At 72.4% G+C, this 20,946-nt stretch carries 18 protein-coding genes; 11 read left to right on the top strand and 7 right to left on the bottom strand.

Going from position 1 to position 20,946, the window contains the following annotated elements; all coding sequences use genetic code 11:
* Positions 1-37 precede the first annotated feature (37 nt).
* A complete protein-coding gene (locus tag ACFV2X_RS04625) occupies positions 38-1,912 on the bottom strand; it encodes a putative bifunctional diguanylate cyclase/phosphodiesterase (protein ID WP_385611337.1) in 1,875 nt (624 codons plus the stop codon).
* Between the two features lie 312 nt (positions 1,913-2,224).
* Here ACFV2X_RS04625 and ACFV2X_RS04620 point away from each other — a divergent pair, with 312 nt between their 5' ends.
* Complete coding sequence (locus tag ACFV2X_RS04620) at positions 2,225-3,538, top strand: M6 family metalloprotease domain-containing protein (RefSeq protein WP_385611335.1); 1,314 nt, start codon at positions 2,225-2,227, stop codon at positions 3,536-3,538.
* 64 nt (positions 3,539-3,602) lie between these two features.
* Here the strand turns inward: ACFV2X_RS04620 and ACFV2X_RS04615 are convergent, their stop codons facing one another.
* Positions 3,603-4,328, bottom strand: coding sequence for an ABC transporter permease (locus ACFV2X_RS04615; RefSeq protein WP_385611332.1), 726 nt, complete (start codon positions 4,326-4,328; stop codon positions 3,603-3,605).
* Positions 4,328-5,245, bottom strand: a complete 918-nt coding sequence (locus ACFV2X_RS04610; protein WP_385611498.1) for an ATP-binding cassette domain-containing protein — start codon at positions 5,243-5,245, stop codon at positions 4,328-4,330. Before ACFV2X_RS04610 ends, ACFV2X_RS04615 begins: the two co-directional genes overlap by 1 nt.
* Positions 5,246-5,522: 277 nt before the next feature.
* Here ACFV2X_RS04610 and ACFV2X_RS04605 point away from each other — a divergent pair, with 277 nt between their 5' ends.
* The 3 genes from ACFV2X_RS04605 (at position 5,523) to ACFV2X_RS04595 (ending at position 8,680) form a co-directional block, all read left to right on the top strand.
* The gene (locus ACFV2X_RS04605) at positions 5,523-7,220 is read left to right on the top strand and encodes an AMP-binding protein (protein WP_385611329.1); all 1,698 of its coding nucleotides are present in this window, start codon (positions 5,523-5,525) and stop codon (positions 7,218-7,220) included.
* Between the two features lie 62 nt (positions 7,221-7,282).
* Positions 7,283-8,053, top strand: coding sequence for a 4'-phosphopantetheinyl transferase family protein (locus ACFV2X_RS04600; RefSeq protein WP_385611326.1), 771 nt, complete (start codon positions 7,283-7,285; stop codon positions 8,051-8,053).
* Positions 8,054-8,074: 21 nt separating this feature from the next.
* Positions 8,075-8,680, top strand: a complete 606-nt coding sequence (locus ACFV2X_RS04595; RefSeq protein WP_043487542.1) for a DNA-binding response regulator — start codon at positions 8,075-8,077, stop codon at positions 8,678-8,680.
* 11 nt (positions 8,681-8,691) lie between these two features.
* On the opposite strand, the gene ACFV2X_RS04590 is transcribed toward ACFV2X_RS04595, so the two are convergent.
* The 3 genes from ACFV2X_RS04590 to ACFV2X_RS04580 all read right to left on the bottom strand — a co-directional run bounded on the left by ACFV2X_RS04590 (position 8,692) and on the right by ACFV2X_RS04580 (position 12,690).
* Positions 8,692-9,948, bottom strand: a complete 1,257-nt coding sequence (locus tag ACFV2X_RS04590) for a sensor histidine kinase (RefSeq protein WP_385611322.1) — start codon at positions 9,946-9,948, stop codon at positions 8,692-8,694.
* A 133-nt stretch (positions 9,949-10,081) separates the two neighbouring features.
* Positions 10,082-12,526, bottom strand: a complete 2,445-nt coding sequence (locus tag ACFV2X_RS04585) for a TOMM precursor leader peptide-binding protein (RefSeq protein WP_385611319.1) — start codon at positions 12,524-12,526, stop codon at positions 10,082-10,084.
* Complete coding sequence (locus ACFV2X_RS04580) at positions 12,526-12,690, bottom strand: hypothetical protein (protein WP_385611317.1); 165 nt, start codon at positions 12,688-12,690, stop codon at positions 12,526-12,528. Before ACFV2X_RS04580 ends, ACFV2X_RS04585 begins: the two co-directional genes overlap by 1 nt.
* A gap of 255 nt (positions 12,691-12,945) precedes the next feature.
* Between ACFV2X_RS04580 and ACFV2X_RS04575 the strand changes: the two genes are divergently transcribed.
* The 6 genes from ACFV2X_RS04575 (at position 12,946) to ACFV2X_RS04550 (ending at position 19,157) form a co-directional block, all read left to right on the top strand.
* A complete protein-coding gene (locus ACFV2X_RS04575) occupies positions 12,946-13,770 on the top strand; it encodes a BTAD domain-containing putative transcriptional regulator (protein ID WP_385611315.1) in 825 nt (274 codons plus the stop codon).
* Positions 13,771-14,047: 277 nt separating this feature from the next.
* On the top strand, positions 14,048-14,824 hold the full coding sequence (locus tag ACFV2X_RS04570; protein WP_385611313.1) for a cyclase family protein: 777 nt from the start codon (positions 14,048-14,050) through the stop codon (positions 14,822-14,824).
* 167 nt (positions 14,825-14,991) lie between these two features.
* Positions 14,992-16,317, top strand: a complete 1,326-nt coding sequence (locus tag ACFV2X_RS04565; protein WP_385611310.1) for a beta-ketoacyl-[acyl-carrier-protein] synthase family protein — start codon at positions 14,992-14,994, stop codon at positions 16,315-16,317.
* Entirely contained in the window at positions 16,314-17,549 is a 1,236-nt protein-coding gene (locus ACFV2X_RS04560; protein ID WP_385611307.1) for a ketosynthase chain-length factor, read from the top strand. The genes ACFV2X_RS04565 and ACFV2X_RS04560 overlap by 4 nt, the downstream gene beginning before the upstream one ends.
* A 116-nt stretch (positions 17,550-17,665) precedes the next feature.
* Complete coding sequence (locus ACFV2X_RS04555; protein WP_218830954.1) at positions 17,666-17,941, top strand: acyl carrier protein; 276 nt, start codon at positions 17,666-17,668, stop codon at positions 17,939-17,941.
* 10 nt (positions 17,942-17,951) lie between these two features.
* Positions 17,952-19,157, top strand: coding sequence for a nucleotide disphospho-sugar-binding domain-containing protein (locus ACFV2X_RS04550; RefSeq protein WP_385611304.1), 1,206 nt, complete (start codon positions 17,952-17,954; stop codon positions 19,155-19,157).
* 8 nt (positions 19,158-19,165) lie between these two features.
* Here the strand turns inward: ACFV2X_RS04550 and ACFV2X_RS04545 are convergent, their stop codons facing one another.
* Positions 19,166-20,050: a helix-turn-helix domain-containing protein gene (locus tag ACFV2X_RS04545; protein ID WP_385611301.1), complete on the bottom strand. Its 885-nt coding sequence runs from the start codon at positions 20,048-20,050 to the stop codon at positions 19,166-19,168.
* Between the two features lie 98 nt (positions 20,051-20,148).
* Here ACFV2X_RS04545 and ACFV2X_RS04540 point away from each other — a divergent pair, with 98 nt between their 5' ends.
* Entirely contained in the window at positions 20,149-20,943 is a 795-nt protein-coding gene (locus ACFV2X_RS04540) for an NAD(P)H-dependent oxidoreductase (protein ID WP_385611298.1), read from the top strand.
* Positions 20,944-20,946 lie beyond the last annotated feature (3 nt).

Raw genomic sequence — 20,946 nt, 5'->3', positions numbered from 1 at the left:
CACCCCTGCTTCACTCCTCACCGCGCGACTTCACCGCTTACTGCGCGCTCGTGGCCGCCGGATGGCCGCCGATCATGGCGGAGATACGGTCCGGCGGCACCGGGCGGGAGTAGAACCAGCCCTGTCCGGTGTCGCAGCCGATCCGGGCCAGTCGCTCCGCCTGCTCGGCGCTCTCCACACATTCGGCGGTCACCGTGAGACCGAGCCGGTGCGCGAGCTCGACGAGCGCCTGGACGATCGTTTCGTCTGCCGGGTTCGGGTGTTCCTCCGCCCGGAACCCCTGGACGAACGATCCGTCGAGCTTGAGCGTGGAGACGGGGAGCCGGCTCAGATAGGCGAGGTTGGAGTAGCCGGTGCCGAAGTCGTCGATGGCGATGGCCACCCCCATCTCGCTGAGTTGCAGCAGCGCCTGCAGCGGCCGACCCGCCGAGCCCATCACGGCGGACTCGGTCAGCTCCAACTGCAGCAGATGCGGCGGCAGTCCGGTCTCGGCGAGGATCGAGCCGACCTCCGCGACCAGATCCGAGTCCCAGACCTGGCGGACCGCCACATTGACGCTGACGATCAGCGGGTTGAGAGGGTGGGCCAACTGCCATTCGCGGGCCTGGCGGCAGGCCGTCCGCAGCACCCAGCGCCCCAGGGGGACGATCGCGCCGTTCTCCTCCGCCAGCGAGATGAACCGATTCGGCGACAGCCTGCCGAATCGCGGATGCTCCCAGCGCACCAGCGCTTCCACGCCCTTCACCACGCCGTCGACCAACCCGACCAGCGGCTGGTAGTCGAGCACGAACTCCTCCCGCTCGACCGCCGGACGCAGCGTGCTGGACAGCGCCTGCCGGGTCATCCGGTGGGCGTTGCGCTCCGGGTCGAAGAGTGTCCAGCGCGCCTTGCCGTCCTCCTTGGCCCAGTACAGCGTGGTGTCCGCGGCCTGCATCAGCCACGTGGTGTGCGTCCCGGCGGCGGGCCGCTCCACCACGCCGATGCTGGCCGATACCGACAGCCGCTGCCCGGCCACGTCGAACGGCCGCTGCAGCGCCGCCAGTACGGACTTGGCCAGTTCGCACAGCTGCTCCGTACCGGTGGAGTCCCGGACCAGCAGGGCGAACTCGTCGCCGCCGAGCCGCGCCACCAGATGGCCGTCGGGCGCGGCGCATTCGGTGAGCCGCTGGGCGACCGCGCCGAGCAGCCGGTCTCCGACGCGGTGGCCGAGCGTGTCGTTGATGGCTTTGAAGCCGTCGAGGTCGAGATAGCACAGCCCGATCCGCCCGGTGCCGCCCCGGTCGTATGCGGCGGCCTCCAGCGCGGAGGCCAGCCGCTCGAAGAAGAGATTGCGGTTGGGCAGCCGGGTCACCGGGTCGTGCATCTGCAGATGACGCAGCCGCCCCTGCAGATCGCGCCGCTCACTGACGTCGGCCATCGACAGCAGCGCGCTGCAGCTGTCCGGCACCGGCTCGACGGTGATCTCCGCCCATAGGGCATGGCCATCGGGGCGTTGCAGCCGACGGGTGCAGCACAGCCGCCGGCGGCGGCCGTGCAACACATCGCGGTACTCGCTCCAGGTGCGCGGATCCTCGCGCAGCTCGGCCAGGTCCGCGGCGTTGCGCGCGATCAGCCGGGCCGGTTCGGCGCCCAGCAGCGCGCCGAGCGCGGGGTTGGCGTCGAGCACTATGCCCTCGCGGTTGATGACGGCCATGGCGAGCCGCGCCGCGTTGAACGCGGCGCGGTAGTCACTCGGCGCGGTGCCGGGCGGTGGCGTGCCGCCGGGCGGCCCGGCGCTGGGCGCCGCGTTACGTTCCGTGATCGTTGGCAGAGTCGCGCCGGGCGCGCGGCCCTGGCCGTCAGGGGATCCGCTCACCGCTCGCTCCCGCGTGGCGCTCGTCTCGTACAGGTCTGTCGTACACATCTTGTGCATGTCTCACACCGGGTGCCGGGCGGGCCCTGAATGCCTGCCCGAATAGGGAGTCCCCGCTGGAAATGTGCCGATCATAGAGGCTCATGCTCCGGCCGTTCCAACCATGCGATCGCGACCATCGTTGCCTTGTACATGTGTTTGGTCGTATCTGTTCGACTCTGCACGGACCCACTGCCCTCACGACCGACTGTGACCGTCTGTTACGTACCCGCATCGGGGCCGGTTCACTCGACTGGGCCAGCCGAACAGGGCGTACCGCACGCATCCGCCTGAGGGTGGATGGGGTGGTCGGTCTAGGTCTGGGAGGTCGACATGGCGCGTCCTCAGCTGCCCGAGGGGGTGGGCCCACTCCCCGCGGGGGTGGGTCGACTGTCCGAGGGTGTGGGGCGCCCGCCTCGGCTGCGCCGCACCGGGGCCGTGCTCACCTCCCTCAGCGCCATGATCGCCACCACCGTGGTGTCCGGCCCCGCCTTCGCGGCGGGCGCGGGCGGGCCGTGCACGCTCGAACGCACCGGGGCGCACCACTCCGAGGGAGTGGACACCTGGAACGCCGGCTACCCCCGCCCCGCCCGCACGCTCCACGCGGCCATGGTCTTTCTCTCCTTCCCGGACGCCACGCCCAAGGTGACTCCGCGACGGCTGGCCGCCGATCACATCCCCGCGACCACGGCATTCTTCCGGCGCGCCTCATACGGGCAGTTCAGGCTGCGGGTGCACGCCGCGAAGCGATGGATCACCATGCCCGAGGCGTCCACCTCGTACGACATAAAGCGCGACTGGAACGCCGGGCGGCGGGCCGCGTATCTGCGTGACGCCATCGCCGCCGCCGACCCCTCGATCGACTTCGGCCGCTATGACGTCGTCTACCTCGTCGCCGACCCCGACGCCCCAGGCGTGGACGCCGACGCGACAAAAGTGGTCAACTTCGAGCAGCCGCTGCGCGCCGACGGCGTCGAGCTGCGCCGGCTCGTGACCGTATTCGAGAACCACCCGCCGGACCGCAATGTGCTGGCCCATGAGACCGGCCATGTCTTCGACCTCCCCGATCTCTACCACCGGCCGAAGAGCTCCGACGGCGAGGGCGACTGGGACACCTATGTCGGCGACTGGGACCTGATGGGCAGCCAATTCGGGCTGGCGCCCGACCCCTTCGGGTGGCACAAATGGAAGCTCGGATGGTTGCGCCCGCGCCAGGTCCAATGTGTGCGCGCCCCCGGCGCAACCCTGCACACCCTCGAACCCATCGACGCGCCCATGGCGGGCGGCAGCCCGGCCGACGACAGCCGCACCCGCCTCGTCGTGGTGCGCACCGGCGCCACCACCGCGCTGGCCATCGAGGCCCGCGGCGCCTACGGCAATGACGCCGCCACCTGCACCGAGGGCGTGCTGATTTACCGCGTGCGCAATGACACCGCCTCGGGCGACGGCCCCATCGAGGTGCTGGACGGCCACCCCGGCAGCGGGGCGTGCTGGAACGAGTCGGTCTACCCCGAACTTGCCGACGCCCCGCTGGGTGTCGGGGAGACCCTGTCCGTGCGCCAGGACAACGTGCGCGTGAGCGTCACCGGGCGCACCACGGGCGGCGGCTGGACCGTGAAGGTCGACCGCAAGCCCCGGCCGACCTGACAGGGGGCACCTCCCAGCGGTAGCTGGGGGAGAACCGAGCCGCAAAACAAGGGGGAACATCAGCTCACCTGGTGTGGGTGCTCTTCCGGTACGCGGCCGCCGCATACGCGCCGAACACCGCGAACCATCCCGCCAGCACCGCCACCGCCCCGACCGCCGGCAGCGCGCCCTCGGACACATCCCACCCCAACTGCGCGAAGCGATTCGTGGGCGTCCACTCGGCGATCGAGCCGAACCAGTCCGGGAAGGCGCTCAGCGGAATCCACAGCCCGCCGATGATGGACAGCCCCATACTGGCCGCCGTGTTGACCATGCCCGTGCTCTGGGCCGACAGGCGGTAGCCGTTGCCAAGGCCCAGCAGCGTGAACGGCAGGGTGCCCAGCCACAACACCGCCACCAGGGCGAGCGCCCGCAGCACCGGCATCCGCACCCCGTTGACCAGGAACCCCGCTCCCATCACCGCCACGATCGACGGCAGCACCACCAGCGAGCCGGTCACCGCCCGCGCCCCCACCACCTCCAGCGGAGTCAGCGGCGTGATCCGCAGCTGTCGCAGCCAGCCGCGCCCCCGGTCCTCCGCCACACCCGTGCCGTTCGCCAGGGCCGCGCCGAGCGCGCCGTACGCCGCCATCCCGATCATCGCCGCGGTGTCATGGGAGCCCTTGTCACCGTCCCCGCCGCCGACGTTGGTGAAGAGCAGATACATCACCACGGGCAGGGCCACCCCGAAGACCAGAAAGGCCAAGTCACGGGTCATCCTGCGCAGCTCCAACGCGATGGACGTCAGCATCAGACCACCGCCTCCTCTCGCTCGTCCCTGCCGGTGGTGAGCGCGACGAAGGCGTCCTCCAGCCGCGACACCCGCACCTCCAGATTCCGCACATCCCCGCGCTCGGCGAGCGCCAGCACCGTCGCGTCCGATTCGGCGCTGCGCAGATACGCCCGGCCGCGCCGGATCTCGACGCTCGTCACCCCCGGAAGCAGCTCAAGGCCCTCGGAGGAGCGGTCCCCCAGGTCGAAGGCGACGACATTGCCGCCCACCGTCCGCTTGATCTCCTCGCCCGTGCCGTCCGCCACCTTGCGGCCCTTGTCGATCACCACGATCCGGTCGGCGTTGTCATCGGCCTCCTCCAGATAGTGGGTGGAGAACAAGACCGTGTTGCCCCGCGCCGCGTAGGAGTGCATCGCCGCCCAGAACTCGCGCCTGGCCCCCACGTCCAGCGCCGCCGTCGGCTCGTCCAGCACCACCAGCTCCGGCCCGCCCGCCATGGCGAGGGCGAACCGCAGCCGCTGCGCCTGCCCGCCGGAGAGCCGGTCGGCCCGCCGCTCCGCGAGCTCGGTCAGCCCCGCCAGCTCCAGCGTCTCGGTGATCGGGAGCGGCCTCGGGTAGGTGCCGGCCACAAAGGCGACCAGCTCACGGACTGTCACACGGGTGATCAGCGCACCCTCCTGCAGCATCGCGCCGATCCGCCCCGAGCGGACCGCCGCCTCCGGCGCGCCGCCGAAGAGCCGCACCCGGCCCGAGCTCGGCGGCAGCAGCCCGAGCAGTATGCCGATCGAGGTGGACTTGCCCGCGCCATTGCGGCCGAGCAGGGCGATCGACTCGCCGCGCCGGATGGTCAGATCGATGCCCTTGACCGCGCGCACCCCGCCGTAGTGCTTCGCCACACCGGCGAACTCCACCACGGGCGGGTCCGCCGCCGTCATCGCTGTACTCGTCATGGAAGTAACGCTACGGACCGTGACCGTACGGCGACAGTGTCGACAGTCCGCAGTCCGGCAGGACAAATGTCATGGTGCGCGATATGAGGCGCACAGGTTTGCTGCTTGTCCTATGACCTGCCCAAGTTCGAGCCGCCTTCGAGCCGCCGCCCCGACACTCCCCTTCAGCCGCCGCCTCGCTGCCTCGACACCTCGATGCCCCCTTTACCGAGGCAGCGAGGCGGTGTGGGGCCGGGTCCTGTCAGGCGCTGGGGAGACGAGAATGCACCGACATACGAATCTGGCCGAGGCCCTGATGGACCGGGCCATGCTCTGCGCCGCCGACGAGGCGCTGGTGTACCCGGCCGAAGGCGGTGGCGAACAGCGGATCAGCTACGCCGCCCTCGACGGCCACGCCCGCGCCGTATCCGCCTGGCTGCGCGCCCGAGACGCGCCCGGCCGCCGGGTGCTGCTCGCCCTCGACCCCGGCCCGCACGCGGCGGCCGCGCTGCTCGGCTGCCTGTACGCGGGGGCGGTCGCGGTCCCCGTCCCCGCGCCGGCCGCCTCCCGCACCGAGGCGGAGCGCACCGCTGCCATCGCCAAGGACGCGGCCGTGGACCTGGTCCTGACCGAGACCGCACACGCCACGGAGACCTCCCGCAGGCTCTCCCTCATCGGCCGGACCGGCATCACCTGCCTGGCCGTGGACGGCCTCAGCCCCCACGCCCACCCGGCCCCGTACGCCCCCGCCGCCCCGCACAACCGCACCGCCCCGCACACCGCTTCTGACGCCCACGCCGCCGCACCCGACACCACACCCGCGCGCACCACGCCCGACAGCCTCGCCCTCCTCGCGTACGACGCCGGTCCGGCCACCGCGCCGCGCGGGGCGCTGATCACCCACGGCAACCTCCTCGCCGCCATGCCCGCCCTGCGCCAGGCGCTGGGCACCGGCCGCCGCTCCCGGATCGGCGGCTGGCTGCCGCGCCACCACACGCCCGGCCTCATCGGCCAGCTGCTGCACCCGCTGTGGCTCGGCGCCACCGCCGTACCCCTGCCCGTACGCCCGCACCTCGCCGACCCCGTGGCCTGGCTGCACGCCCTCAGCCGCCACGGCATCACCCACACCGTCGCGCCCGACACCTGCTACGCCCGCTGCGCCGCCGAGGCCACCGACGAGCAGCTGGCCGGGCTCGACCTCTCCCGCCTCCGTACGGCGCTCAACGCCGCCGAGCCGGTCTCGGCCGCGACCATGGCGGCCTTCCACCGCCGCTGCGTGGCCGCCGGACTGCGCCCCGGCACGCTGGTCGCCGGATACGCGCCGGCGCAGGCCGCGCCGTTCCTCACCGCCGAGGGCCGGGGCCCGGTGCCCGGTCTTGACCTGCGCGTCGTCGACCCGGCGACCCGCCGGCCGCAGCCCGACGGCATGGCCGGGGAGATCTGGGTGCGCGGCCCCGCCGTGGCCGCCGGCCACTGGGGCCGCTCGCGCGACACCGAGGCCGCGGGCGGGTTTCTGCGCACCGGCGACCTGGGTGTCGCGCGGGACGGCGAGATCCGGATGACGGGCCGCACCCATGAAGGCGGCCTCGCCGACAGCCTCATGGTGGACGGGATGACCCTGCATCCACAGGATGTGGAGCGCGAACTGCTGCGCTGCGGTAGGCCATTGGGCTCCGCCCGGGTGTTCTGCGCGGGGCCGGGCACCGGGCCCCTGGTGGTGGTCCAGGAGGTCGGTACGGCGGGCGGTTCGCACGCCGCGCTCGCCGGACTGGCCGGGCGGGTACGCGAACGCGTGGCCGAGGAGTTCGGCGCCGCCACGGGCGGGGTGCTGCTGGTCCGCCCCGGTACGGTCCGCCGCGCCGGATCCCACAAGGTGCCCCGCGCCACGCTCCGCGAGCAGTTTCTACGGGGTGAAGTCCGGCCCCTGTACCAGGACTTCGTCCCCTTGCCGCGCGAGCCCGCCGCCGGAGGCGTGGTGTGACACCCGGCGGTCCACCCCCATCGCCCCTCCCGCTGACCGGGCCCGACGGGCCCTGGAGACCGGTGCGCCAGGCGTACGCCGCACACGGCCGGGCGGTCGTCCACGGCCGGTGGCGGGAGTGGCTGCCGCTCAGCCCTCAGGACATGGCGCCCGACCTGGCGCTCGATCAGGGCCTGCGCGGGATGCTCGACGAACGCGACCGGCGCCGCCTGCGCACCCTGCCCCGCCCGGCGGCCCGCGAGCGCTTCGTGGCCTCGCGGCTGCTGCTCAAACACCTCGTCGCGGCGGTGTCGGGTACCGCGCCCGAGGCGGTGTGCCTCGCGTACGAGCCGGGCGGACGGCCGTACGCGCGCTGCGCCGGGGCCGGCCGGGTGGAGCTGAGCCTCAGCCACACCGGGGATCTGCTCGTCGCGGGCGTCAGCCGGTGCGAACGCATCGGGGTCGACGTCGAGGCGTCCGGGCGGCCGATGCGGTACGCGGATGTGGGCCGGCGGCTGTGCGCCCCCGCCGAGCGCGCGGCGATGGCCGACCTCGCGGAACCGGAGCGCGAGCGGGCGTTGCTGCGGCTGTGGACGTTGAAGGAGGCATACACAAAGGCGCTGGGGTGTGGAATGCGACTGGCGTTCGCCGAATTCGAGTTCGATGCTGTCGTATCGGGCGGTGGGTGGCGATTCTCTATTTCGGAAGTCAACGGCGATCATTCGGCAGGAAGTCATTTTATAAGCTCGGTTTGGCGGCAGCACGAGTGTTCGGTGGGCGGATTCGGCCGAGAATTGGTGGAGCGGTCGAGAAGATTTGGGAATAATCGTATGCGGGTATACGACGGGGGTTGAGCAGGCAGGGGCAGGGGCGACGTGGTCAGAGTGCTGATAGCCGAAGACATGCACATGCTGCGCAAGGCACTTGTCGCACTGTTGGAATTCGAGCCGGACATCGAAGTCGTCGCCGAGTTCTCAAGCGGCGCCGAAATCCTGCCGCGCGCGAAGGAGCTCCGCCCGGATGTCGCGGTTCTCGACATCGACCTCCCCGGTGTGGACGGCCTGACGGCCGCCGGCGAGCTGCACACCGCCGTGCCCGAGTGCCGGACGATGATGCTCACCAGCCTCGGCAGGCCCGGTAATCTGCGCCGCGCCCTGGCGGCCCATGTCTCGGGTTTTCTGCTCAAGGACAGCACCCCGGACAAGCTGTGCGACGCCATCCGAGCGGTCGCCAAGGGGGAGAGGGTCATCGACCCGCAGCTCGTCCTCGCCGCCCTGGACGACAAACCGCAGCCGCTGACCCCGCGCGAGCTGGAAGTGCTGCTGCTGGCCTCGCAGGGGGAGGGCTCCGCGCAGATCGCGGCCCGGCTGTATCTGTCCGTGGGCACGGTGCGCAACTATCTGACGTCCGTCGTCACCAAGTTGAACGCGCGCAACCGGGTGGATGCCATCCGGATCGCCCGCGAGGCCGGCTGGCTGTAACGGCGACGGCGCTACGCCGTCACGGCCGGGCCGTACTCGTCCTCAGAGCCACGCTCGCGCTCCTCCGGGGTCGAATCCACGGGCAGTTCGAGCTCGGCCCGCAGCTCGAACCGGCCATCGTCCCGTACGCCCGCGCGCAGCCGTCCGCCCAGATTCTCCAGCCGGACCTTGAGGTTGCCGATTCCGCTGCCGCCGTCCGACCTGTCGGAGCTGTCGGCGCGCAGAATGGTCGAGGGCTTGCCCACCCCGTCGTTGGTGAGCGTCAGCAGGACGGTGCGGTCGGTGCGCCGCGCCTCGATCGTGCAGTGCTCCGCCTTGCTGTGCCGCAGCACATTGGTCAGCCCCTCCCGCAACACGCTCGCCAGCACGGTGTCCACCAGGTCGGGCAGCTCCCCGCAGTCGACCTCCGCCGTGGTGCTGATACCGACCGCGGCCAGCATGGACCTGGCCGTGCCCGCTTCCGCGGACAGCGACATCTTGCGGTATCCGCTGGCCACGGCCCGTACGTCCGCGAGCGCCTGGCGCGAGGTCTGCAGGATCTCGGCCAGCTCCTGCTGGGCGCGGGAGTTCTGCGGGGGCACCAGGCGGTGGACGAGTTCGCACTTGAGGGTGATGGTGGACAGGCTGTAGCCGAGCAGGTCGTGCAGATCGCGGGCGAACCGCAGCCGCTCCTGGGCCACGGCCAGCCGGGCCAGCTCGGCCCGTGACCGGGACACCTCGGCGACCAGCCCGGACAGCCGTGAGAGGCCGAAGACCACCAGGCCGGTCAGGGCGGTGGAGACGGTCGTGTACGCGACCTCGCCCCAGCCGAACCCCACCTGGAACAGCAGCACATCGGTGCACCCCATGATGGCGGCGAAGGCCACCCAGGACAGCGGGGGCGGCAGCACCAGCAGCGAGGAGCCCGCCAGGAACCCCGGCATGCCGAGCCAGGCGTGCTTGAAGACCGCGAAGGGGAGGAAGGTCAGCAGCGCCTGTAGCCCCAGCGTCCAGTGCCGGGCCCCGCTGAGCCGGGGCGCGAGCCCGGGGAAGGAGTGCGTCAGCTGCAGCCCCAACAGGGCGGCCAGTACGGGGAGCAGCGCCAGCATCAACAGCGCGGCGTCCAGGGCCCGTCCCGACGGGCGGGCGTCGACCACATAGGTGACCGCGACGCAGAAGTAGCCCACGAGCACCACCGCGGTGATCACCACGGCCAGGCGTGGCGCGAGATCGTCGCGGTGACGAGCCGAGTCGCTCCCGGCATCGCCGGGCAAGGAGGTGCCCTGCACTCGTCCTCCGGATGGTCGGGCCGGGTTGGGTAACTTGCCCGAGAGTATCCGAACTTTTCCGGTCGTGGAGAGGTGGCGTAGGACGCTGACATTACACAGAGGGTTACCAGTGCTCACAGTCAATCACAAGGGATTACAGAAAAAGAGGGACAGGGTTGAGGCGGTGGTAGGGGGTGGGTTCGGCCAGCCGCCCCAGGGCCACCGGCACTTGGAAGAGCCGGCCGGGAGCGAAGCGGGCCCAGTGCGGACGCAGCCCGGGCATCAGCACCTTCGCCACGGGCAGTCCGACGTCCGGCCGCGTCTGGTCCAGGACGAGCAGCTCCATGCCGTGCCCGCGGACCAACTCGGCTATGAGGTCGAGGAGGCCGAGGAGGTCAAGGGCGTCGATGCCGTGTGGACCGGAACCGGACAGGGAACCGGATATGCCCGCGTCCTCCGCCGCGACCCCTGACGGGGCCAGATACGGCTGGTTGGCGATGGTCGCGGTGCGGAACCAGCACAGCGCCTCCGGGTCGGCCGTCACCCCGTACCCGTCGCCGTCGGCGCGGGCCTCGACCACGGGGGGCAGCATCTGGTTGAGCTCGGCCAGGGCGTGACGCAGTGCGGTGTGCCGGTCGAAGTGGGCGCCGAAGCCCAGGGTGATGTCCTCGGCGGACTTGTCGGTGCGGCGGGAGACGGCGGCCACCACGGGGATGCCGAGGTCGGAGGTGAGGTCGAGCGCCCACACCTCGCGGCGCAGTTCGGTGTGGACGCGCCGCAGTTCGGCGATCCACGGATCGTCCTGGGCGTCGAGGTCGAGCGCCGGCTGACGGGTGCGGTTGTACCACCACAGCGCGACCGCGTCCCGCTCCACCAGCTCCAGGAAGCCGCGCAGCACCGCATCGGCCAGACTGCCCCCGGCGGCGGCCCCGTTGGAGTCGGCCCGGCAGTAGCGCCGCCCGGCCGGCTGAGGCGTGCCGTAGTACAGCAGGGCGGTCGGCAGCAGCCGGTGCCGCTGCGCGGTGATCGACCACACCGGGGTCCAGTCCAGCTCCGCCCGCTCGTCGAACGGATCGCAGACCCGGTGGCGTGCGGCGGATGTGCGCCGGTCGCGGAACTGCCGTGGGTCGAAGAGCTGCACCGCGTTCGGATGCACGGCGTCCTCGGGGTCCAGATCGCGGTAGCGGGCGCGCTGCCGCGGCTCGTCCCCCTGGAAGTGGCCGCTGTAGTGCTCCAACGCCTCGCACAGCGCGCTCGCCTGACCCTGCTCGGACGTCATGCCCTTGCCATGGGCCGCGGTGCGCAGCCCGGCCCGTACGGTGTCGAGCCCGGGGGGCACCGCGGGGCCGACGAGGCCGACAGGGCTGGTGGGGCCGGCGGGTCTGGCGGTGAGGTCGACGGTGGCGTACGCGGGGTGTGTGGCGTGGAAGCAGTTGAGGAAGGCGGGCCCGCGCGGGTCTCGGCGGATCTCGCTCACCAGCCCGGTCACGGGGCTGACCAGATGCCCGTACGTCTCCATGATCCGCCGCGGTGGGCTGTCGGCGATCTGCCACGGGGCGTCGTCGTCGCGCGTGACCAGGGCCAGGGGCGCCCGTATCCGCGCCGCGACCAACCGCGGATCGCCGCAGGCGGGGCACTGCGGGCGGCGGCTGACCGCGTGGTGCTCCAGGGCGGAGGTGAGGGTGTCCAGGGTGCACAGCGCGCGCTGCCCCGGGTGGCGGTGCCCGGCCAGCCAGGTGGCCGCCTCCAACGCGGCCAGTTGCAGGGCGGCGGCCCGGCTGGCGGCCAGCGACGCGGGCGGACGCGGCACCGGGCCCTGACGGCCGAGTCGGTGCTGGAGGTGCGCCTCGGCCTGCCGTCGCCGCCACAGCCGGTCGGCCAGACAGGACCAGCACGGGTCGTCCTGGGCGCCGAGGAACGGGCCGATCCACGCCGTCGTGCCGACCGGCTTGACCGGCAACCAGCGGCGGCCGGACGCCCGGTGCTCGGCGTCGAGCGCGGCGAGGCGTGGATCGAGGTAGTCGTCACAGACCACAAGAGTGAGATACGCGTCGCCGTGTTGACGCTTGTCGATTTGACATGCCCCGTGCCCGTCCCCGGCCCCCGCCCCGATCTCGTCTCCCGCCACGGCGCGGATGCCCGCCGCCCGCAGCGCCTGGACGGCCTCGTCCAGCTCGGTGCAGCCGAGGGCCACAGGGGCCACGACGGCGGACCGCAGGGCCCCGGCGCAGGGCGTCATCGGGAGGGCGACCGGGGGCGGGGCGGGGGCGGCGGTCACGCCGGCCAGCCCCCAGTACGCGTCTTCGGGGCGCGGATAGCGTCCGCGCTCGCACACAAGACCCGCCTCGCACAGCCGGGCGATGACGCGGGTGACCAGCGCCGCGGCAGCGGCGGGATCGGTGCGTACATCGGCGGGACCGGTGCGCACGCCGGCCTCGGCGAGGATGTGCTCCAGGTCCCTGGAGCCGTCGAGCAGCGGGGCAAGCGTCTCGGCGGTCTGGCCGTGCAGCGCCGTGACGCCGCGCTCCGAGACGAGATAGACGGCCTCGCCCGGCACCCGCTCGACGCGTAGGTGCGGGGAGAAGCCCAATGTGCCCATCAGCCGACGCTGATGGTGCAGATGCAGATGCCCGGGGTGGGGGCGGGCCATGGCTCGGCGGAGAGGTCCTCGATGACCAGGTCGTCGACGCCCAGGTCGGTGGGGCCGGGGCCCGCGGCGCACAGGGGCGAAGGGCTCGCGGGGAGGGGGGATGTGTCGGTCATTGTGGGCTCTCCTCGGGGTGAGAGGCGGTCCTGGCAAGGAGTCTGCGATGACGGATCCACGGCTTGCCAGTGCTTTCCTCATAACCAGGGTGTGAACTTGTCATGACCTCCGCCTCACAGGACTCATGCACGGTTCGGGAGTCCGGCACTGGCCGTGTCCACCACCCGCACGCGAGGCTCATATGTGCCTCAATGGCAGGGCCGCGCGGCCAAAGAGGCACCTGGTGGACCGTCTGACGGAGGTGTGACAGGACCATGGAAATCAAGGTGTTGGGGCCGCTGAGCGTCGAGGCCTGCGGTCAGTCGATCGTGCCCAGCGCGGGCAAGCCACGGCAGATCCTCGCACTGCTTTCCGTGTACGCCAACCAGATGCTCCCGGTGCCCACCCTTATGGAGGAAATCTGGGGCGCGCAGATGCCGCGCAGCGCGTTGACCACGCTCCAGACGTACATCCTTCAGCTCCGGCGGAGACTGGCCGCGGCGTACGGGCCGCAGGCGCCCGAGGCATCGAAGAGCGTGCTGGCTACGCGGTACGGCGGATATGTGCTGGAGGCCCAGCCGGGCGCGGTGGACATCCACGAGTACGACCGGCTGGTGGCCGCCGGGCGGGACGCGCTGGACGTCGGCGACGACGTCGAGGCCTCGTTTCTGTTCCGCGAGGCGCTGGCGGTGTGGCGCGGTCCCGCTCTCGTGGACGTGCGGGTCGGACCGATCCTGGAGATCGAGCTGGCCCGGCTGGAGGAGAGCCGTCTTGGGGTCCTGGAGCGTCGGATCGAGGCCGATCTGCGCCTGGGCCGTCACGCCGAACTCCTCACCGAACTCACGGAACTGACGGCCCGACATCCGCTCCACGAAGGGCTGCACGCCCAGTGCATGGCCGCCCTGTACCGGTCCGGCCGCCCGTGGCAGGCGCTGGAGGTGTACCAGGGGCTGCGCGGTCGGCTCGTCGAGGACCTGGGGCTCGAACCCTCCCCGCGGCTGCAGAAGCTGCAGCAGGCGGTGCTCGCCTCGGACCCCGCGCTCGATCTGGAGCCGGGCGGGCAGTGGCGCCGCCCGGTGCTCGACCTGTTCGCCGCGTAGGTCCCCGCCGGTTCACCATCCGATCGCACCTCCCCTGAACGCCCGGCGCCGCCCTTCTTGCCGGGTCGGCTACGGCTCCGCTCCCCGACACCCCCCGCGCGGGCGAGCGGAGCCGTAGTGCTGTCCGCGTACGTTTCCGGGCGCTTCAGTTGGTCCTGCCGTCCTGCCGCCCTGCCGCCCTGCCGCCCTGCCGTTCCTGTCGTTCCAGCCGTATTCCAGAGGCTCCTGGCACCGTCCGGCGGACGACCTCGCCCGACACCAGCCGTAGGGGGCCGCATTGCGCATCATCGACCTGTCGACACCGGTGGACGCCTCGGGCTGGGAGCCGGACCCGCTGGTCCACGAGATCATGACGCCGGCCGAGGCGGCCCACCATATGAGCGAGGAGATGCGCGAACACTTCGGCATCGAGTTCGACCCGTCCGAACTGCCGGGCCAGGAACTGCTCTCCCTGGACACGCTCACCCTGACCAGCCACACCGGCACCCATGTCGACGCCCCCGCGCACTACGGCTCCACCGGCACGTACGGAGTGCCCCGCACCATCGACCAGATGCCCCTCGACTGGTTTCTGCGCCCGGCCCACGTCCTGGACATCACCGACGCGGATCCGGAAACCCGCACCGTCGGTGTGCCGCATATCGAGAAGGAGCTGGCCCGCATCGGCTGCCGACCGCAGCCGCTGGACATCGTCCTGCTGCATACCGGCGCCTCCCGGTGGGTCGGCACATCCCGCTACTTCACGGAATTCACCGGCCTCGACGGGCCCGCCACCGACTATCTGCTCGACCTCGGTGTCCGTGTCATCGGCACCGACGCGTTCAGCCTCGACGCCCCGTTCTGCGACATGATCCGCCGCTACCACGCCACCGGCGACCAGTCGGTGCTGTGGCCCGCCCACTTCGCGGGCCGCCGTCGCGAGTACTGCCAGATCGAGCGCCTGGCGCGGCTGGAAACGCTGCCGTCCACCGGGTTCCGGGTCGCCTGCTTCCCCGTGAAGATCGCGGGCGCGGGCGCGGGCTGGACGCGGGCCGTGGCGCTGCTCGACGAGTGACGGCCCGCCAGCCGTGGTCGTGGCCCGCCAGCCGCCGTCGTGGCGCGCCTCCCGCCACCGTGCGGGGGCTCCGTCCCGAGTCGAGCGCGGGTTGAGAGCCGGGCGGCACTGTGACGCGGCGGCACCGTCGCACGCACGGTACCGAGCAGGGAGGTCGAACCGACGTGATGCATCAGCGCGTTATCGATCCACGGGGGAGGCGTCGGGTGGCGATCACCGGCATAGGCGTGGTGGCCCCGGGCGGCGTGGGGACCAAGGAGTTCTGGTCGCTGCTGACCGAGGGCCGCACCGCCACCCGCGCCATCTCCCTCTTCGACGCCACCCGCTTCCGCTCCCGGATCGCCGCCGAGGCCGACTTCGACCCGCACCACGAGGGCCTGACCCCGCAAGAGGTACGCCGGATGGACCGCGCCGCGCAGTTCGCGGTGGTCGCGGCCCGGGAGGCGGTGTCCGACAGCGGCCTCGACGCCTCCGGGCCCGACCCGTACCGCGTGGGTGTCACCGTCGGCAGCGCGGTCGGCGCCACCACCAGCCTGGACACCGAGTACCGGGTGGTCAGCGACGGCGGTGCGAAGTGGCACGTCGACTACACCTACGCGGTGCCGCACCTCTTCGACCACTTCGTGCCCAGCTCCTTCGCCGCCGAGGTCGCCTGGGCCGTGGGCGCCCAGGGACCGGCGTCCGTGGTCTCCACCGGCTGCACCTCGGGCCTGGACGCGGTCGGCCACGCCGTCGAACTCATCCGGGAGGGCAGCGCGGACATCATGGTCGCGGGGGCCACCGATGCGCCCATCTCCCCGATCACCGTCGCCTGCTTCGACGCCATCAAGGCCACCTCGCCGCGCAACGACGACCCCGAACACGCCTCGCGCCCCTTCGACCGCACCCGCAACGGCTTTGTCCTGGGCGAGGGTTCCGCGCTCTTCGTCCTCGAGGAGCTGTCCCTGGCGCACCGCCGGGGCGCCCATGTCTATGCGGAGATCGTCGGCTTCGCGTCCCGCTGCAACGCGTACCACATGACCGGGCTGCGCCCCGACGGCAGGGAGATGGCCGAGGCCATCCGCGTCGCCCTCGACGAGGCCCGGCTGCCGGTGACGGCTGTCGACTACATCAACGCCCATGGCTCCGGCACCAAGCAGAACGACCGCCACGAGACCGCCGCCTTCAAACGCGCCCTCGGCGAGCACGCCCGGGCCACGCCGATCAGCTCGATCAAGTCGATGGTCGGTCACTCGCTGGGCGCCATCGGCTCCCTGGAGATCGCCGCCAGCGCCCTGGCCATTGAGCATGGTGTCGTACCGCCCACCGCCAACCTCCACGAGCCCGACCCCGAATGCGACCTCGACTACACCCCGCTGGTCGCCCGCGAGCAGCGGGTCGACACGGTGCTGAGCGTGGGGAGCGGGTTCGGCGGTTTCCAGAGCGCGATGGTGCTGGCCCGGACGGACGGGGCCCGGACGGGCTCGCACGGGGCCGAGAGGAGTACGTGGTGAGCGCCGTCGCCGTGTTCACCGGCATCGGCGTCGCCGCGCCCAACGGCCTGTCGACCCCGGTGTGGTGGAAGGCCACCCTGAACGGCGAGAGCGGCATCCGCCCGGTCAGCCGCTTCGACGCCGCCCGCTACCCGGCCCGGCTCGCGGGCGAGGTGCCCGGCTTCGACGCCGCCGAACACATCCCGAACCGTCTGCTCCCGCAGACCGACCACATGACCCGGCTCGCCCTGGCCGCCGCCCAGGAGGCCCTCGACGACGCGGACACCGACCCCGCCCAGCTCCCCGAGTACGCCGCCGGGGTGGTCACCGCCAGCTCGGCCGGCGGCTTCGAGTTCGGCCAGCGCGAGCTGGAGGCGCTGTGGAGCAAGGGCGGGCAGTACGTCAGCGCGTATCAGTCCTTCGCCTGGTTCTACGCCGTCAACACCGGCCAGATCTCCATCCGGCACGGGCTGCGCGGGCCCAGCGGCGTTCTCGTCACCGAGCAGGCGGGCGGCCTCGACGCGGTGGCCCAGGCCCGCAGGCGGCTGCGCGGCGGCAGCAGGCTCATCGTCACCGGCGGCGTGGACGGGGCGGTCTGCCCATGGGGCTGGACGGCGCAGCTCGCGGGCGGCCGGCTCAGCCTCGCCGACGACCCCACGCGCGCCTATCTGCCCTTCGACGCCGCGGCCCGTGGCTATGTGCCGGGTGAGGGCGGGGCGATCCTGATCCTGGAGGAGGCCGCGGCGGCCCGCGCCCGCGGCGCCCGCGTATACGGCGAACTGGCCGGTTACGCCGCCACCTTCGACGCCAAGCCCGGGAGTGAGCAGCACCTCAGCGGCGTCCTCGGGCTGCGCCGCGCCGTTGAGCTCGCCCTCGCCGACGCCCGCCTCGCCCCCCACGACATCGACGTCGTCTTCGCCGACGCCTCCGGCGTACCCGACCTGGACCGGGCCGAGGCGGAGGCCATCACCGCCGTCTTCGGGCCCCGGCGGGTGCCGGTCACCGCGCCCAAGACCATGACGGGGCGGCTGTACGCGGGAGGGGCCGCCCTTGACCTCGCCGCCGCCCTGCTGGCGATCCGCGATGCGCTGATCCCGCCGACCGTGAACGTCACCCGGCTTGCCGAGGGTCTGGAACTCGACCTGGTGAGCGCCGAGCCGCGGCCCTGCCCCGTACACGCCGCCCTGGTGCTGGCCCGTGGCCGCGGCGGCTTCAACGCGGCGGCCGTGGTCGTCGGTGCCCAATCCCACTGAGCGCGACCTCACCGAGCGCGACCTCACCGAGCCCCCGACCTCGCCGAGCCCGACCCCGCTGAGCGCGGCCCCCGCTGTTCACCATCCCAAGAGAGAGGCATCACGAGATGACACAGATGACCCAGATGACGCTGGCCGAGCTGACCACCCTGCTGCGTGAATGCGCCGGCGAGGACGAGACCGTCGACCTCGACGGAGACGTGCTGGACACCCCCTTCACCGACCTCAACTACGACTCCCTCGCGGTCCTGCAGACGGTGGGCCGTATCGAGCGCGAATACGGGGTGCTGCTGGCCGACGACACGGTCGCCGAGGCCGCCACGCCCCGGCTGCTGCTGCAGTTCGTCAACGCGGGCCTGACCGAGGCGCGCACCCGCCCGGCCCAGGCCTAGGGAGCGTGCCATGCGCGTACTCATGGTCGTCACCCCCGTCAGCAGTCATCTTCAGCCACTCGTCCCCCTCGCCTGGGCGCTCGCCGGCGCGGGCCATGAGGTGATGTGCGCCGGGGAACCCGGGGCCGTGGAGGCGGCGCGCGCCGCCGGGCTGCACACCCTCGCCATCGAGGCCCAGCCGCTGCCCGCCGACGCCCCGCCCCCGGCTCCGGCCCGGCGGCCCACGGGCGGGGAGCCCGCGGCGGTGTGGGAACCCGACTGGGAAGCGCTCGCGGTCCGCTGGCGGGCCCGGGTCGGCCGGGTGCTCGACGGGTATCTGAGGTTCGCCCGCGAATGGCGGCCCCACCTCGTGCTGTCCGATCCGGTCGAGTTCTGCGGGCCGATCGTCGCGGGAGCGCTGGGCGTACCGTCCGTCGTCCACCGCTGGGGCAGCGACGTCCTGACCACGCTGGCCCGCGGCCCCGCCCGCGCCGCGCTGCGGTCCGTCTGCGAGCGGGCGGGCATCCCCGGGGGCCTGCTGCCCGACCCCGATCTGCTGCTCGACCCCTGCCCGCCGACGCTGCGGCACCCCCGGGCGGCCCCGGCCAGGCCGGTGCGCCACGTGCCGTACAACGGCCCCGGCAGCTACCCCTCCTGGGGGCCGCTGCGCGCGCCGGAGCAGCGGACGATATGCGTATCGTTCAGCGCCCAGACGATCGAGCGGTCGGGCATGGCCACCCTGGCGGCGACGGCCGCCGCGTTCGAGGGGCTGGAGGGCGTACGGGGCGTGTTCACTTTGTCCCGGGCGCGCGCCGAGGAGCTCGGAGCGCTGCCGGCCAACGTACGGGTGATCGAGCCCACCCCGCTGTCGCAGCTCCTGAGGCGCTGTACGGCCCTGGTCCACCACGGCGGATCCGGGACCGGGCTGACGGCCCTGCACTACGGCCTGCCCCAGCTCGTTCTGGCACCACCGCTGCCCAGCCTCGGTGTCTACGCCGAACGGATCGCGGCCTGCGGCGCCGGCCGGTCGCTCGACCCCGGTGAGCAGCGGGACCCCGAGGCGATCCGTACGGCGCTCCGCGAGCTGCTGGACGACCGGTCGTACGAGGCGGCGGCGGGCCGGGTGCGGGAGGAGATGGCCGCCATGCCGGCCCCCGCCGAAGTGGTCGGCGAGCTGGAGGAGTTGGCCGGGCCGCGCATCGGCGTATCGCGGGTCGCCGGTTCCCGCGCGGCCTGAGGGCGGGCCTAAGTGGTTGCCGGTACCTCACGTCCTACGGCCGTCGCCAGGCGGGCGAGGGCGGCGGCCTCCCGGCTGCCTTCCTCGGCGCCGAAGACATGCATCACCAGACCCGTCTCGCCGGGCGTGGCTGGCACGTGCAGCGTCTCGTAGTCCAGGGTGAGCAGCCCGGCCTCGGGGTGGCGCAACCGCTTGCGCCCCGCCCCGCACATCACGACCTCGCCGGTGGCCCAGACGCGCCGGAAGTCGGCACTGTGCGTGGACAGGTCGGTGATGAGCGTGGCCAGTTCCGCGTCGTCGGGGTACCGGCCCGCGGAGACCCGCAGCTGGCCCACGCTCTCCGCCGCCCGGTCCTCCCATTCGGGAAAGACGGTCCGGGAGGCGGGGTCGAGGAAGAAGTACCTGGCCTGGTTGTGGTCGCGGCGGCCCGGGTCGGCCAGGCCGCCGATCAGCTCGCCGCCGAGATCGTTCCAGGCGAGCACGTCGAGGCGGTGGTTGGTGACGTAGGCCGGGACGGGGGCCATGGCGTCGAGGATCTGCCGCAGCAGGGGGCTGACCCGGGCCTCGGGCGGCGGCCCGCCCCGCGTGCCGGTCAGGGTGGCCAGGTGCTTGCGCTCCGCCGCGTCGAGGCCGAGGGCTCTGGCGAGCGCGTCGAGCACTTCGGGGGAGGGCTGGGTGGCGCGGCCCTGTTCGAGGCGGACGTAATAGTCCACACTGATCCCGGCGAGCTGGGCCAGCTCCTCGCGGCGCAGCCCGCGCACCCGTCGGCGCCCGCCGCCGGCGATTCCGACGTGCTCCGGCGCGACGCGCCCACGGCGGGCGCGCAGAAAGCCGCCGAGCGCCCGCCGGGTGTCCCCGACGCCGTCGATGCGGTCGATGCCGTTGCTGTCCATGCCTTCCAGTATGGGTGGTCCTCGCAATACCAGGATTGGCGTTCCGCCGGTCACACAGGGTTCTGGCTAAGGCGCCGCGCCCGGGAGAACGTGGTGCCATGAGCGAAGCCACGCCGCAGCTGCGGAAGAAGATCCTGATCGTCAGCGCCCACCCCGAACTCCGTTCCCTCAACGCCTCCCTGACCTCCTTCGCGGCCGAGGAACTGCGCGCGGCGGGGCATGAGGTGCGGGTGTCCGACCTCTACGCGATGAAGTGGAAGGCGGCGGTGGACGCCGACGACTTCCCCGACCACGCCGGGGACCGGCGTCTTGATGTGCTGACGGCATCGGGGGAGGCCACGCTGGCGGGGCGGCTGTCGCCGGACATCGCGGCGGAGCAGGAGAAGGTGCGCTGGTCGGACGCGGTGATCCTGCAGTTCCCGATGTGGTGGTTCTCGGTGCCCGCGATCCTGAAGGGCTGGATCGACCGGGTGTTCACCTTCGAGTTCGCCCACGGCCCGGCCGTCCCCCCGCCGTACAGCGAGGGCGCCCTTGCGGGTCGGCGGGCGCTGCTGTCGGTGACGGTCGGCGCCCGGGAGTCGGCGTTCGCGGACCGGGGCATCCACGGGCAGCTGTCGGACGTCCTCTTCCCGCTGCAGCACGGCCTGTTCTGGTTCACCGGCATGGCGCCGCTCGAACCGTTCGCGCTGTACAGCTCGCTGGACGTGTCCGAGGAGCGGTTCGAGGCGGTGAAGCGGGAGTACGGGCAGCGGCTCGACCGGCTCTTCAAGGACGAGCCGGTCCCGTTCCGTACTCTCAACGGCGGCGACTACGGCCGCGACATGCGGCTGCTGCCGGGCGTGGAGGCGGCCGGGACGAGCGGCCTCGACCTCCACGCCAGCCCCCGCGGCTGAGCC

It is taken from the genome of Streptomyces sp. NPDC059679, from assembly GCF_042734105.1.
Classification (GTDB): Bacteria; Actinomycetota; Actinomycetes; order Streptomycetales; family Streptomycetaceae; genus Streptomyces.
Note: the sequence above shows the minus strand (reverse complement) of the source record. Positions and strands in the feature narration are given on the sequence as shown.